General features: G+C 65.5%; 14 protein-coding genes. 6 read left to right on the top strand and 8 right to left on the bottom strand.

Translation table 11 applies throughout. From position 1 onward, the window contains the following. Nucleotides 1-93: 93 nt before the first annotated feature. Nucleotides 94-768 (bottom strand): response regulator transcription factor, encoded by a 675-nt coding sequence (locus ACQR0W_RS28230; RefSeq protein WP_316170729.1) that lies wholly within the window; start codon nucleotides 766-768, stop codon nucleotides 94-96. A 352-nt stretch (nucleotides 769-1,120) separates the two neighbouring features. Between ACQR0W_RS28230 and ACQR0W_RS28225 the strand changes: the two genes are divergently transcribed. After that, the gene (locus ACQR0W_RS28225; RefSeq protein ID WP_315717904.1) at nucleotides 1,121-2,791 is read left to right on the top strand and encodes an MFS transporter; all 1,671 of its coding nucleotides are present in this window, start codon (nucleotides 1,121-1,123) and stop codon (nucleotides 2,789-2,791) included. Nucleotides 2,792-2,899: 108 nt separating this feature from the next. Here ACQR0W_RS28225 and ACQR0W_RS28220 read toward each other — a convergent pair whose 3' ends face one another. The 3 genes from ACQR0W_RS28220 to ACQR0W_RS28210 all read right to left on the bottom strand — a co-directional run bounded on the left by ACQR0W_RS28220 (nucleotide 2,900) and on the right by ACQR0W_RS28210 (nucleotide 4,684). Beyond that, nucleotides 2,900-3,367 (bottom strand): secondary thiamine-phosphate synthase enzyme YjbQ, encoded by a 468-nt coding sequence (locus tag ACQR0W_RS28220; RefSeq protein ID WP_315717905.1) that lies wholly within the window; start codon nucleotides 3,365-3,367, stop codon nucleotides 2,900-2,902. A 24-nt stretch (nucleotides 3,368-3,391) separates the two neighbouring features. Then, nucleotides 3,392-3,958, bottom strand: a complete 567-nt coding sequence (locus ACQR0W_RS28215) for a hypothetical protein (RefSeq protein WP_315828027.1) — start codon at nucleotides 3,956-3,958, stop codon at nucleotides 3,392-3,394. 102 nt (nucleotides 3,959-4,060) lie between these two features. Continuing rightward, on the bottom strand, nucleotides 4,061-4,684 hold the full coding sequence (locus ACQR0W_RS28210) for a 2-hydroxychromene-2-carboxylate isomerase (protein ID WP_316170728.1): 624 nt from the start codon (nucleotides 4,682-4,684) through the stop codon (nucleotides 4,061-4,063). 284 nt (nucleotides 4,685-4,968) lie between these two features. On the opposite strand from ACQR0W_RS28210, the gene ACQR0W_RS28205 reads away from it, so the two are divergent. The 5 genes from ACQR0W_RS28205 to ACQR0W_RS28185 all read left to right on the top strand — a co-directional run bounded on the left by ACQR0W_RS28205 (nucleotide 4,969) and on the right by ACQR0W_RS28185 (nucleotide 7,539). After that, nucleotides 4,969-5,346, top strand: coding sequence for an AtpZ/AtpI family protein (locus ACQR0W_RS28205; RefSeq protein WP_315717908.1), 378 nt, complete (start codon nucleotides 4,969-4,971; stop codon nucleotides 5,344-5,346). An 87-nt stretch (nucleotides 5,347-5,433) separates the two neighbouring features. Beyond that, nucleotides 5,434-6,177 carry a F0F1 ATP synthase subunit A gene (locus tag ACQR0W_RS28200; protein ID WP_315735910.1) on the top strand — a complete coding sequence of 248 codons (744 nt, stop codon included), beginning with the start codon at nucleotides 5,434-5,436 and terminating at the stop codon, nucleotides 6,175-6,177. Nucleotides 6,178-6,216: 39 nt separating this feature from the next. Further along, entirely contained in the window at nucleotides 6,217-6,444 is a 228-nt protein-coding gene (locus ACQR0W_RS28195) for a F0F1 ATP synthase subunit C (RefSeq protein WP_006615622.1), read from the top strand. Nucleotides 6,445-6,472: 28 nt separating this feature from the next. Next, nucleotides 6,473-7,048, top strand: coding sequence for a F0F1 ATP synthase subunit B family protein (locus ACQR0W_RS28190; RefSeq protein WP_316170727.1), 576 nt, complete (start codon nucleotides 6,473-6,475; stop codon nucleotides 7,046-7,048). Next, a complete protein-coding gene (locus ACQR0W_RS28185; protein ID WP_315717911.1) occupies nucleotides 7,048-7,539 on the top strand; it encodes a F0F1 ATP synthase subunit B family protein in 492 nt (163 codons plus the stop codon). The genes ACQR0W_RS28190 and ACQR0W_RS28185 overlap by 1 nt, the downstream gene beginning before the upstream one ends. Before the next feature lie 107 nt (nucleotides 7,540-7,646). Here ACQR0W_RS28185 and ACQR0W_RS28180 read toward each other — a convergent pair whose 3' ends face one another. The 4 genes from ACQR0W_RS28180 to thrC all read right to left on the bottom strand — a co-directional run bounded on the left by ACQR0W_RS28180 (nucleotide 7,647) and on the right by thrC (nucleotide 11,813). Next, on the bottom strand, nucleotides 7,647-8,264 hold the full coding sequence (locus ACQR0W_RS28180; RefSeq protein WP_315717956.1) for a hypothetical protein: 618 nt from the start codon (nucleotides 8,262-8,264) through the stop codon (nucleotides 7,647-7,649). Nucleotides 8,265-8,406: 142 nt separating this feature from the next. Beyond that, nucleotides 8,407-8,994 carry a GNAT family N-acetyltransferase gene (locus ACQR0W_RS28175; RefSeq protein WP_434840871.1) on the bottom strand — a complete coding sequence of 196 codons (588 nt, stop codon included), beginning with the start codon at nucleotides 8,992-8,994 and terminating at the stop codon, nucleotides 8,407-8,409. A 114-nt stretch (nucleotides 8,995-9,108) separates the two neighbouring features. Next, nucleotides 9,109-10,398 carry a M16 family metallopeptidase gene (locus tag ACQR0W_RS28170; protein ID WP_315751523.1) on the bottom strand — a complete coding sequence of 430 codons (1,290 nt, stop codon included), beginning with the start codon at nucleotides 10,396-10,398 and terminating at the stop codon, nucleotides 9,109-9,111. Next, a complete protein-coding gene (gene thrC, locus ACQR0W_RS28165; RefSeq protein WP_316170726.1) occupies nucleotides 10,398-11,813 on the bottom strand; it encodes a threonine synthase in 1,416 nt (471 codons plus the stop codon). Before thrC ends, ACQR0W_RS28170 begins: the two co-directional genes overlap by 1 nt. Nucleotides 11,814-12,890: the final 1,077 nt, after the last annotated feature.

The raw sequence follows: 12,890 nt of genomic DNA, 5'->3' as shown, positions 1-12,890 counted from the left end.
GCGCCTCCGGCAGACAGCTGCGGGGTGTCGTCATTCCGGGGCGGCTCGCAGAGCCGAATCCGGAATGACGACTCATCCAGATTTTCCCGTCGCCTACTTCCCCGTTGGCGCGTCCTGCCGCCAGGCGCTGCCCGCGATCTTCGCCGCCGCAATCACCGCCTGCGTCCGGCTCTCGACGCCGAGCTTCTGCAGGATGGCCGACACATGCGCCTTGATGGTCGCCTCGGAGACACCGAGCTCGTAGGCGATCTGCTTGTTGAGCAGCCCCTGCGACAGCATCATCAGCACCCGCACCTGCTGCGGGGTCAGCGTCACCAGACGGTCGCGCAGCTTCGTCATCTCCGGATCGGCGCCGGCGGCCAAGTCCGTGTCGGGCGGCACCCAGACGTCGCCGTCCATCACCTTCTTGATGGCATCGCGCAGCGTGTCGACACCGAACCGCTTCGGGATGAAGCCGGAGGCGCCGAAATCGAGCGAGCGGCGGATTGTCGCGCCATCGTCGCTCGCCGACACGATGACGACCGGGATCGCCGGATATTGCGCGCGCAGATAGATCAGGCCCGAGAAGCCGGAGATGCCGGGCATGGTGAGGTCGAGAAGTACGAGATCGACCTCGGAATCCTTTTCCAACAGCGCGGTGAGGTCCTCGAACGAACCGGCCTCGTCGACCACGGCCTCCGCGAGCACGCTCGCGACCGCCTGCCGCAAAGCGTTGCGGAACAGCGGGTGATCATCGGCAATGACGAGATGGGTGCTGGCAGCCGCCATGAATCCAGACTTGACCTTGCGAGACCGACGACGTGCTGCAACTGCACGCGCCCGGTTTTCCGGAAATACTCGCCCGGCCACCGGTTGCATGCAAGCGTCCAATTCCACTTGCAGGGAAGGCGGTAAATCCGAACCTTGTGCAACGCAACATCGGTAGCGCGACGGCCGCTCACCGAACTTGATCCGGCGCAATGTCCCCATCTTTCCCGCGCGCCGCCGAGGGCAGAGCCGAAAGTCGTATTGGGGCGGGTTTCACTGCAATGTTACTGAAGAGCAAGGTCTCCGCGACCTGCGCCGTCCAAGTCCGGCATGCGGAGGCGAAAGCCATCATCACAACAATCATGGGGAGCGAATGCCGATGTCGACAATGGTAGCCACACAAGCGAGATCGGGAGGCATGACGAAGGACGAACGCTTCGTCATTCTGGCCTCCTCTCTCGGCACCGTCTTCGAGTGGTACGACTTCTATCTTTACGGGTCGCTGGCCTCGATCATCGGCGCGCAGTTCTTCAGCGGCTATCCGGCAGCCACCCGCGACATTTTCGCACTGCTCGCGTTCGCCGCCGGCTTCCTGGTCCGCCCGTTCGGCGCGATCGTGTTCGGCCGCATCGGCGACATCGTCGGCCGCAAATACACCTTCCTGGTCACGATCCTGATCATGGGCCTGTCGACCTTCATCGTCGGCCTGCTGCCGAACGCCGAGACCATCGGCTTCGCGGCACCGGTGATCCTGATCGGCCTGCGCCTGCTGCAGGGCCTCGCGCTCGGCGGCGAGTATGGCGGCGCCGCGACCTATGTCGCCGAGCACGCCCCGATGGGCAAGCGCGGCTACTACACCTCCTTCATCCAGACGACGGCGACGATGGGCCTGTTCCTGTCGCTGCTGGTCATCCTGTTCACCCGCACCATCATCGGCGAGGCCGACTTCGCCAAATGGGGCTGGCGCATTCCGTTCCTGGTCTCCGTGCTGCTGCTCGGCGTCTCCGTCTGGATCCGTCTGCGCCTGAACGAATCGCCCGTGTTCCAGAAGATGAAGGACGAGGGCAAGAGCTCGAAGGCGCCGCTGACGGAAGCGTTCGCGAACTGGGGCAACGCCAAGATCGTGTTGCTGGCGCTGATCGGCGCCACGATGGGCCAGGGCGTGGTCTGGTACACCGGCCAGTTCTACGCGCTGTTCTTCCTGCAATCGATCCTGAAGGTCGATGGCTACACCGCCAACCTGCTGATCGCCTGGTCGCTGCTGCTCGGCACCGGCTTCTTCATCGTGTTCGGCATGCTGTCCGACAAAATCGGCCGCAAGCCGATCATCATGGGCGGCTGCCTGATCGCGGCACTGACCTTCTTCCCGATCTTCAAGATGATCACCACCAACGCCAATCCGGCGCTGGAGAAGGCGATCGAGGCGACGAAGGTGGAAGTGGTGGCTGATCCCGCCGGCTGCGGCGATCTGTTCAACCCGGTCGGCACCCGCGTCTTCACCGCGCCTTGCGACACCGCCCGCGCCTTCCTGGCCCAGTCCTCGGTCAGGTACTCGACCGTTTATGGCCCGGCCGGCTCCGGCGTGAAGGTCACCTTCAACGGCAAGGAAGTGCCCTACACCGATGCGAAGACCAGCAACCCGGCGCTGACGGCCGCGATCGGCGAGGCCGGCTATCCGAAGGCGGGTGACGCCGGGATCGTCAAGATGGCGCATCCGTTCGACATCTTCCGTCCGCAGGTGGCCGCCATCATCGGTCTGCTGTTCATCCTGGTGATCTTCGTCACCATGGTGTACGGCCCGATCGCCGCGATGCTGGTCGAGCTGTTCCCGACCAAGATCCGCTACACCTCGATGTCGCTGCCGTATCACATCGGCAACGGCTGGTTCGGCGGCCTCCTGCCCGCAACCGCCTTCGCGATCGTGGCCTCGACCGGCGATATCTATGCCGGCCTGTGGTACCCGATCTTCTTCGCCGTGATCACTGCGGTGGTCGGCTTCCTGTTCCTGCCGGAAACCAAGGACGTCGACATCCAGGCCAATTGATCACGAGGCGAGCGGCACCCCGCTCGCATCTGCCTCCAACGACGAGCGGCCGCGGATCACTCCGCGGCCGTTCCGCATTTCAGACCCGCGGGTTTTCTCTTTATGGCCTCAGGCCGCGCCGATGAACTGCAACACCACCTCGCGCCGATGCGGACGCGCACGATGCTCGATCAGATAGAGCGCCTGCCAGGTGCCGAGCATCATGCGGCCGTCTTGCACCGGCACCTGCAGCGAGACCGCGCTCAGCATGGTCTTGACGTGTGCCGGCATGTCGTCCGGCCCCTCGGTGTCGTGCATCCAGCCGGCATCCTCCGGCGCCAGCCGCGCCAGCGCCGTGGTGAGATCGTGCAGCACGGTGGGATCGGCATTCTCCTGGATCGTCAGCGACGCCGAGGTGTGGCGAACGAACAGGGTCACCGCGCCTTCCCTGGCGGATACTTCACGCAGGAACGCCTCGACCTCGCGCGTGAGATCGGTGAAGCCGCGGCCCGAAGTCTGCGCCGTCAGGATCGACGTCGCCACCGTATCGATCGCGACGACCGAAAGTGCCGTGCGCGAGGCCGATCGTGCCGACATGGATACAGCCTCCTCGAAGCGGTCTCAGATCCTGCCCGAGACGTCCTTCTGCACCCGTGTTGCCATGTCGAGCAGCCGGCGCCAGGCCTGCTCGAGGAACCCCATCATGCGGTCCATGTCCTGGTCGCTGGGCAGCGGGATCTCGAGCTTGCGCGTTCCATCGGAGGATTTCGATTCACCCGGCTTGTCCCCCGTCCTGGGTTCGGCTTTCCTCAACTGATCGGACTTGGGCAGCGCCTGATCTTTCGGCAGCGGCTCATCAATCTTGCCGGAGATGCTCTGATCGCGCGACGCGAGCTGGCCCTTGAGCTTTTCATTCTCCGCCTGCAGACGGCCGATCTCGGCGTCCAGCGCGGCGCGCTCATCAGGCACCGCGTAACAAGCAAAGCCCGATCCACTGCTGTTGTTGCACATCGAGACCGCACCGGTCTTGGTATCGAGCCGGATCACGCCGTCCGATGTCGTCGACATCGTATAGCGTCCCTTGTCGCCGTCAGGCGCGGTGTCCTCGACCGCAAACGCCTCTCCGCCCAGGCAGCTCAACGCCAGCAGCGCGAGGAGGGACGGCCGGTACGGCTTCGTGAGACTCATGGCTGGCTCTCCCAGGCGCATTCGCAACCGCCGCCATGCACGCCGACATTGTGTCGCGGCCATGACGTTGCCTCAGGTGCGATCCCCTGCCACAGGCCGCACCTATGCTTCGGACGTATAGGCGGAGCGACCGGATTTCAACGCGTCCGCCAGCAGCTCGAGGCGGTCCTGCCCCCAGAAGATCTCGCCGTCCAGCACATAGGCCGGCGAGCCGAACACGTCGGCCGCGATCGCGTCCTGCCGGTTCTGCTCGTAGGCCGCCCCGACCACGTCCGTCGCCGCCTGCGTCACGAGATCGCGGCCCGGCAGACCGGCTGCATCGGCCAAGCCGGCGATCACCTCGGCATCCGCAAGATTGAGCTGCTGCTCCCAGATGGCCGGGAAGGCGCGCTGCAGATAGGGCTCGGGATCCAGGCTGGCCTGCTGCGCCGCGATGACGACGCCGTCGGCGAGCCGGGCGTTGAAGGGCCAGTTGCTCGGCTGGATGTGGAAATCGAGACCGCGCTTGTCGCGCCACCGCTTCAGCTCGACGATGCGATAGCGCTGCCGCGCCGGATGGCGCTTGGCCAGCGGAAGCCCGCCGGTCTCGGCGAACAGATCCACCAGCATGACCGGTTTGAGGTTGACGGTCGCGCCGTGGCTCGCGGCGATGTCGCGGAACAGCCGGTGGCCGATATAGGCCCATGGCGACTGCAGCGAGAAATAGTAATCGATCTGGCGCGACATGCGGGTTCCCGTGCCGGTTGGAGGTCAGCGACATCGGATCAGAGGGCACTGACAGGTGCAAGATCGCAGCCGCACACAACACTGTTGATGCGGCGCGGTGACACGCGCGACCGATCTGACGAAAAAGCCGAGAAAACGTGTAAATTCAGGCATCTAACAGTTCAACACGCAATCTTGACTTGGGGGGATGCGGTCAGTATGGTCCGCCCGGCTTTAAAGGGCGATGGGGCGCTAATTCCTGAAACTCGCGGCCGGGTCGGGTCTCCACACGTGGCGGATGGCACATGGCGGATGACACGAACGAGAGCAGCGGACACAAGGATCGCGACAAGTCGCCCGATGAGGTTGCGCTTTCCGCAAGGCTCGGAAGTCTCGACCAACGGTTGTCCGAAATTCGCGACGGCCGCTCGATCGGGACTGATCAACCTGGAATCGGCAGCGGTGACACTGCAGCCAGGGCTTCGGCCATGGCGCGTGGCCTGCGACTGTCGTCCGAGTTGATTGCCGGTGTCCTCGTCGGCGCGGTGCTTGGATGGGGCTTCGACCGCTTGCTGTCGACATCGCCCTTCGGATTCATCGTGTTTTTCCTGCTCGGCTTCGCCGCCGGCGTGTTGAACGTGGTGAGATCCGCAGGCATAGCTCCCGACAGGCCCCGCCAGTGAGGCATGCGCGGAAGACCTCGGCGCGGAAGACCAACGAGTGAATTGCAAAGCGCCGGCGTGGCCGGTGAACAATGAGACGCCACGCGGATGATCGATCCGATCCATCAATTCCACCTCAACAAGATCTTCACGATCGGCCATATCGGCAATCAGGAGATCACCTTCACCAACTCGTCCGCGTACATGCTGCTCGCGGTCGTGCTGATCGCCGTCATGATGATGGCCGCCGGGCGCGCGCTCGTGCCGGGCCGGTTCCAGTCGGTGGTCGAGCTGTCCTACGAATTCGTCGCCAACACCATCAGAACCAGCGCCGGCTCGCACGGCATGACGTTCTTCCCACTGGTGTTCTCGCTGTTCATGTTCATCTTCGTCTCGAACATCGTCGGCATCATCCCCTACACCTTCACCGTCTCCAGCCACATCATCGTCACCTTCTCGCTGGCGCTCTTGGTGTTCCTGACGGTCATCATCTACGGCTTCTACAAGAACGGCCTGAAGTTCTTTAAGCTGTTCGTGCCGTCCGGCATCCCCGCGGTGATCCTGCCGCTGGTGGTCGTGATCGAAATCATCTCTTTCTTCTCCCGCCCGATCTCGCACAGCGTCCGTCTGTTCGCCAACATGCTGGCCGGCCACGTCACCCTGAAGGTGTTCGCGAGCTTCGTGACCATGCTCGGCGCGCTCGGCTTCGTCGGCAAGGTCGGCGCGCTGCTGCCGCTCGGCCTCACGGTCGCGCTGACCGGCCTCGAGCTGATGGTCGCGTTCCTCCAGGCCTACGTCTTCACGATCCTCACCTGCATCTATCTCAACGATGCTATCCATCCGGGCCACTGATCCGGCCCTCTCTACCAACCCCTCAAAGGAGTTCGTTTCATGGATCCGGTTGCAGCGAAGTACATTGGCGCGGGCATTGCCTGCATCGGCATGGGTGGCGCGGGTGCCGGCATCGGCATCATCTTCGGCAACTACCTGTCGGCCGCTCTGCGCAATCCGTCGGCCGCTCAGGGCCAGTTCGGCAACCTGATTTTCGGCTTCGCGGTGACCGAAGCGCTCGGCATCTTCTCGCTGCTGATCGCCCTGCTCCTGCTGTACGCCGTCTAAGACGGCCTGAGCCGGACAGGAGAAGCCCGTGGCTGAAAGTCATGGCGAGGCCAAGGGCGGCGAGGCCAAGGGCACCGCAAGCGCCCATACTGAGGCCGATGGCGGGCATGGTTTCCCTCCCTTCCAGAAGGAAACCTTTCCCTCCCAGATCGTCTCCCTGGTGATCGCCTTCGTGGCGCTGTACGTGATCGTTTCGCGTGTGGCGCTGCCGAAGGTCGGGGCCGTCATCGACGCCCGCCAGAAGTCGATCGACGGCGATCTGGCTGAAGCGCAGCGGCTGAAGGATGAATCCGAAGCCGCGATGAAGGCGTATGAGAGCGAGCTGGCGACGGCTCGTGCCCGTGCCCAGGCGATCGGAGCGGAGACCCGCGAGAAGCTCGCGGCTTCTTCGGACGCCGAGCGCAAGGCGCTGGAAGACAGCCTCGCGGCCAAGCTCGCGGCGGCTGAGAAGTCCATCGCCACCACGCGCACGACCGCAATGAGCAATGTCCGCGGCATCGCCGCAGACGCAGCCAGCGCGATCGTGAAGCAGCTCACCGGCAAGGCCCCCGCGGCCAAGACGGTCGAGGCTGCGATCGATGCATCGTTGAAGGGAACAGCCTGATGCATTTGCTCGCTGATCCGGAAACCTGGGTTGCGATTGCCTTCGTGATCCTGATGGGCCTGTTCGCCTATCTCGGTGTCCATCGCACGGTCCTGAAGGCGCTCGACAATCGCTCCGAGCGCATCAGATCCGAGCTGGCGGAGGCCAAGCGGCTCAAGGAAGAGGCGGCCAAAGTGCTCGCCGATTACAAGTCCCGCCGCGCCAGCGCCGAACGCGAGGCCGAGGAGATCGTCACCAGCGCGAAGGCGGAAGCCGAGCGCATCGCGGCGGAGGCCAAGGCCAAGATGGAAGACTTCGTCGCCCGTCGCACCAAGGCCGCCGAGGGCAAGATCGCCCTCGCCGAGGCCCAGGCTCTCGCCGACGTCAGGTCCGCTGCGGCGGAGGCCGCCGTCCAGGCCGCCGCGACCGTGCTGTCGCAGTCGGTCAAGGGCGCTCTTGGCGAAGACCTCGTCGCCAAAGGCATCGCGGAAGTCGGCCGCAAGCTGAACTGAGCGGCAGTCCGTCTCCATCCATCAACTTCAAAAGGCCGGTGCGATCCCATCGCACCGGCCTTTTGCTGTTCACGCTCTCCGGCGAGCGCCTCGCGCTACGGCAATCGTCACCGCCGCTTCTTGCCGTGCGGCCGCTCCGGGGTCAGCGCCTGCGGGTCGAAGCCGATGTAGAAGACGTAATTGTCGGCATTGGCGCCGGGCGGCGGCACCGGATAGACCATGTCCTCGGCGACGATCGTGAACGGCACGCTGCCGTCCTCGGTCATCTGCACCGTGGTGCGATACGACTTGGTCGCGATCACCTTCTCGCCGATGCCGCCCTGGACCACGGCGATGCGCATCGGAATGTCGACGCTCGCCGGCGCGCCCGCGGGGCCGGCAACGATGCGGCCCTGGATGCCGATCTTGGCGGTGATTTCGGCCCCGTTGAGACTGCATTCGCGCGCGGTCTTGGTGATCGACGCCTGGAACCGGACGTCGTTGCCAACGGCCTGCTTGCCGGGCGCGGCCACGGCGTAGGTCGAGGCGCCGGCGCGAATGCTGACCGGCGGACAGGTCAGGCCCTCGGTCGGATCGACCGGCGGTCCGCCGCTGGCGGGCAGGTTCTCCTGCCCCTTGTTGTCGGAGCCCCCGCCGAACAGGCTCTTGAAGCGGTCGGTCAGCGATTGGGCGGCTGCCGGCGGCGCCGCGCCGGCGGCTCCCAAGGCCAGCAGCACGGCTGCCAACGTTCCAGCCCTGATCACGCTCGTCTCTCGCATCGTCTGATATCCCCGGCAACTCGGTCGCCCAGCCCAGGCGTCTATACCCATTTCAGAGGCCGGAACCAGCCCCGACCGGCCACTCCCGCGGCGATCCCGATCACGATTGCTACCCCCGGAAATCCTCGTGCAACAGGCCGTAGAGGTAATGGTCCTGCCAGACCCCGTTGATGCAGAGGTAGCGACGCGCCAGGCCCTCGCGGGTGAAGCCGCATTTCTCCAGCACGCGAATCGACGGCGTATTGGTCGGGATGCAGGCCGCCTCGACCCGGTGCAGATTGAGCTCGCCGAACAAGGTCGGCAGCAGCAGCCGCAGCGCCGCCGTCATGTAGCCATGATGCGCGAACGGCTGCCCCATCCAGTAGCCGATGGTGCCGGCCTGAACGATGCCGCGGCGGACATTGGCGAGCGTGATGCCGCCGAGCATGGCGCCATCCTGCTCGCGGAAGACGATGAACGGATAGGAGCGGTCGGCCGAGATGTCCTCGGCATAGCGGCGCAGCCGGCGGCGGAAGCCGGAGCGCGTCAGGTCATCAGATGGCCAGATCGGCTCCCACGGCGTGAGATAGTCGCGGCTGATCTCGCGCAGCCGCGCCCACCGCGCATAATCGGCCATCTGCGGCGCGCGCAACAGCAGGCCCTGGCCGCGCGGAGCCAGCGCAGCCGGTCCGTTGGATGGCAAGCGAAACAGGGCCATCTGTGATGCTCCCCCTGCTCTTTCCGGGTCGAAGCCTGCTCCGACCCACCCCAGATCTCCGATGCCGAGCGCTGGCGGATTGCAATGCGCGGACCGCACCGAGCCGCACCACGTTCAGTGCAGTTGGGCTTTCGATCTCGAACCGGTCAGACCTTCGGCGAAAGTGACCGCCGTGTCCAGACCCCTGCCGGTGCCGAGCGCGACGACCGCCGGCTTGCTGCGTGCGAGCAGCGCCCGCGCCGCATCGCGCGTGCTCTCGACGCTGACCGCCTCGATCTTGGCGACCATCTCCTGCAACGTCTGCGGCCGGCCATAGGCCAGGATATGCCGCGCCAATTGCTCGGCACGGGCGCTACAGCTCTCGAGCGCCATCAACAGCCCGGCCTTCATCTGCGCCTTGGCGCGGGCGACCTCGGCCTCGCTCAAGGTCTCCACCGCGTTGCCGATGATGTCGACCACGACCTCCATCATCTCGGGCGCGTCGGCCGGATCGGTCCCGGTGTAGAGGCCGAAGAATCCCGTGTCGCTATAGGGCGCGTGGAACGTGTAGACGGAGTAGCAGAGCCCCCGGTTCTCGCGCACCTCCTGGAACAGCCGGGACGACATGCCGCCGCCGAGGATGTTGGTGAACACCTGCAGCGAGAACAGCGACGGGTCGGCCTGCGGCACGCCTTCGAGCGCGAGCGTCAGATGCGCCTGCTCGAGATCGCGATGCACGACGCGCGAGCCGCCCTTGCCGAATGCCGCCGGCAGCGGCTTCGGCGCCGGCCCGCCATTGAAGCTGGCAAATCGTTTCGTCACGTCTTCGACCACGCGCTGATGATCGACGGCGCCGGCCGCGGCGACCACCATGTCGGGGCCGCGGTAGTGCGTCGACAGATAGCCGTGCAGCTTGTCGCGATCGAACGCCTCCAGCGTCTTGGCGGTGCCGAGCAGCGAGCGGCCCATCGGCTGGTCCGGAAAGCACAGCTCGTTGAGGTGCTCGAACACGACGTCGTCGGGCGTATCCTGTGCCGCGCCGATCTCCTGCACGATCACGTTCTTCTCGCGCTCCAGCTCCTCCGGCACGAAGGACGGATTGGCGAGAATGTCGGAGAGCACGTCGAGCGCCATCGGCACGTCGGCCTTCAGCACGCGGGCGTAATAGGCCGTGGTCTCGGTCGAGGTGCCGGCATTGAGATCGCCGCCGACCGCCTCGACGGTCTCGACGATCTCGCGGGCGCTGCGCGTGGTCGTGCCCTTGAACGCCATGTGCTCGAGCAGATGCGAGATGCCGTGCTCGTCCGGCTTCTCGTCGCGGCCGCCGACGCCGGCCCAGACCCCGAGCGCCGCCGTCTCCAGATGCGGCATCGTGTCGGTGACGACCGTCAACCCCGTCGGCAGCTTGGTGACTTCCACGCCCATCATGCAATTCCCTGCTTGGCGGCCCGGCTGACCGAGCGGATGAACTTCTCCACCTCGGCCTGGTCGTTCCGCATGATCCTGATGTCCTCGCGCCTGCTCATCAGCCCTTCGAGCCAAACCGGCAGATGCGGCCGCATCCCGCAGGCGGCCTCGACCGCATCGGGGAATTTGGCGGGATGCGCGGTCGACAGAACGATGTTCGGCACCGACAGATCGGTGCCGTCGCGATCGGCCACCGCCAGCGCCACCGCCGTGTGCGGATCGACGAGATCGCCGGCCTCGCGGAAGGCGGCGCGGATCGCCGCCGCCGTCTCGGTCTCGTCGGCGCGGCCGGCATCGAAATCGGCGCGGATCGCCGCCAGCATGGCATCCGGCAGCACGAACCGGCCGGACTGCTTGAGGCCGTCCATCAGCCGCCGCACGGTGCCGGCGTCGCGGCCGCCGGCTTCGAACAACAACCGCTCGAAATTCGACGACACCTGGATGTCCATCGAGGGCGAAGCCGTCGCATGCACTTCGCGCACCTCGTAGATGCCGGTCGTCAGCGTCCGGGCGAGGATGTCGTTGACGTTGGTCGCGACGCGCAACGTGCGCACCGGCAGGCCCATGCGCTTGGCGACATAGCCGGCGAAGACGTCGCCGAAATTGCCGGTGGGCACGGTGAAGTCGACGGCGCGGTGGGGTGCCCCGATCGCGACCGCCGAGGTGAAGTAGTAGACCACCTGGGCGACGACGCGCGCCCAGTTGATCGAGTTGACGCCCGACAGCCTGACCGAATCGCGGAAGCCGTGATGGTTGAACAGGCCCTTCACGATCGCCTGGCAGTCATCGAAATGACCTTCGATTGCCAACGCATGGACGTTGGCCGCGCCCGACGTCGTCATCATCCGCCGCTGCACCTCGGAGATGCGGCCATGCGGGAACAGCACGATGAGGTCGGCATTGTCGCGGCCGGCGAAGGCCTCGACCGCCGCGCCACCCGTATCGCCTGATGTCGCCACGACGATGGTGGTGCGCTCGCCGCGCTTGGCCAGCACGTGGTCCATCAGCCGCGAGATCAGCTGCATCGCCACGTCCTTGAACGCCAAGGTCGGGCCGTGGAACAGCTCCAGCACGAACTGATGCGGCGCGATCTGGTCGAGCGGCACCACGGCGGGGTGACGGAACGTCGCATAGGCCTCGTTGGCCATGCGGCCGAGCTCTTCGTCGGAAATCTCGCCGGCGACGAACGGCTTGATGACCTCGACGGCGACCTCCCAATAGGGCCGGCCGAAAAACGACGCGATCGTCGCGGGCGTCAGCTGCGGCCAGGTCTCGGGCACGTACAGGCCGCCGTCACGGGCGAGCCCGGTCAGCATCACATCGCAGAAGGTGAGCGCGGGGGCTTCCCCGCGGGTCGAAACATAGCGCGTCAAACCGCTCTCCTGACCTGCGTCACCAGGCCATAACCCGTTGATTGAATTCGAAATCGGAACCGCCCGGCGGCAACATGGTCCGGCACCATAATGGTTTTGACCTTGTTGCGAAACCGGTTGTTGCCGCAACGATGGTCACGGCTGCGGGTTACGGCGGCGTTACGGAGCATGGGGTCACGGGGCATCGGTTACGGGACTGGGGTCGCAACGGCTGACCCGGACCGGTCCAGCGGACCATCCGCCCCACCGCTTTCATCCCCGGTTCAACCGGGCGATCCCGTACGCCGCGGCGGCCGCGGTCGACCGCACCGCCGCGGCGTCCCGGATCCCCGCCTTCGCGGGGATGACGGCGGTGGATGTGGCGATCAACCGGGCCGCATTCGCGACTGCCCGACGAAAACATCGGTCGTTCCTCCGTCATTGCGAGCGAAGCGAAGCAATCCAGGGGTGGGGGGCGGAACTCTGGATTGCTTCGTCGCTCTGCTCCTCGCAATGACGTGGAGAGAGCCGACGGCTTCACAGATCGCCCGCCCGCGGAACCGTCTGATCCCGGTCCGCGCAGCTTTGCCTTCTCGCGGCGCGATCGGCGCCCGAGCTCTGCAAGAAATTCTCCCTCCATGAAGCAGAGGGCGCAGGGAAGACCGGATGCCGGCTGGCACCCGCGGCCCCCGTGCGAACAAGAATGCACGGGGCAGGAACCACAGGTTCAGCCAGAGCGACCCGGCCTTCCCTGCGCGATGGCTTACGACTTATACGCGCTCTCCTCGGTGCACCGGGCTTGTTGGCCACCGTCATCGACGCGATGCATCGGCACCAGCGCCAACTTGATACCAGCGTCGGGGTATCAGGACCACGCGACTTCGCCGTCCGCGCCGGCCGCACTCGTCAGTTGCAGCCGACCCGTCCATCGCATCCCACCTCACGTCCGTGACGACGCGTACGCCCCTCGCAACGAGGCGGGATAGACAAAGACAACCACGATTTCGGAAAATATGAAAGAGGAATTTTCGCGCAGACTGGACTGGATTGGCTGATGGCGTTGGACCTGCTCGCCAAAAGAAAGTTTCGGAGCAGCCA

This window comes from Bradyrhizobium sp. HKCCYLRH1034 (assembly GCF_051168375.1).
Lineage (GTDB): Bacteria > Pseudomonadota > Alphaproteobacteria > Rhizobiales > Xanthobacteraceae > Bradyrhizobium.
Note: the sequence above shows the minus strand (reverse complement) of the source record. Positions and strands in the feature narration are given on the sequence as shown.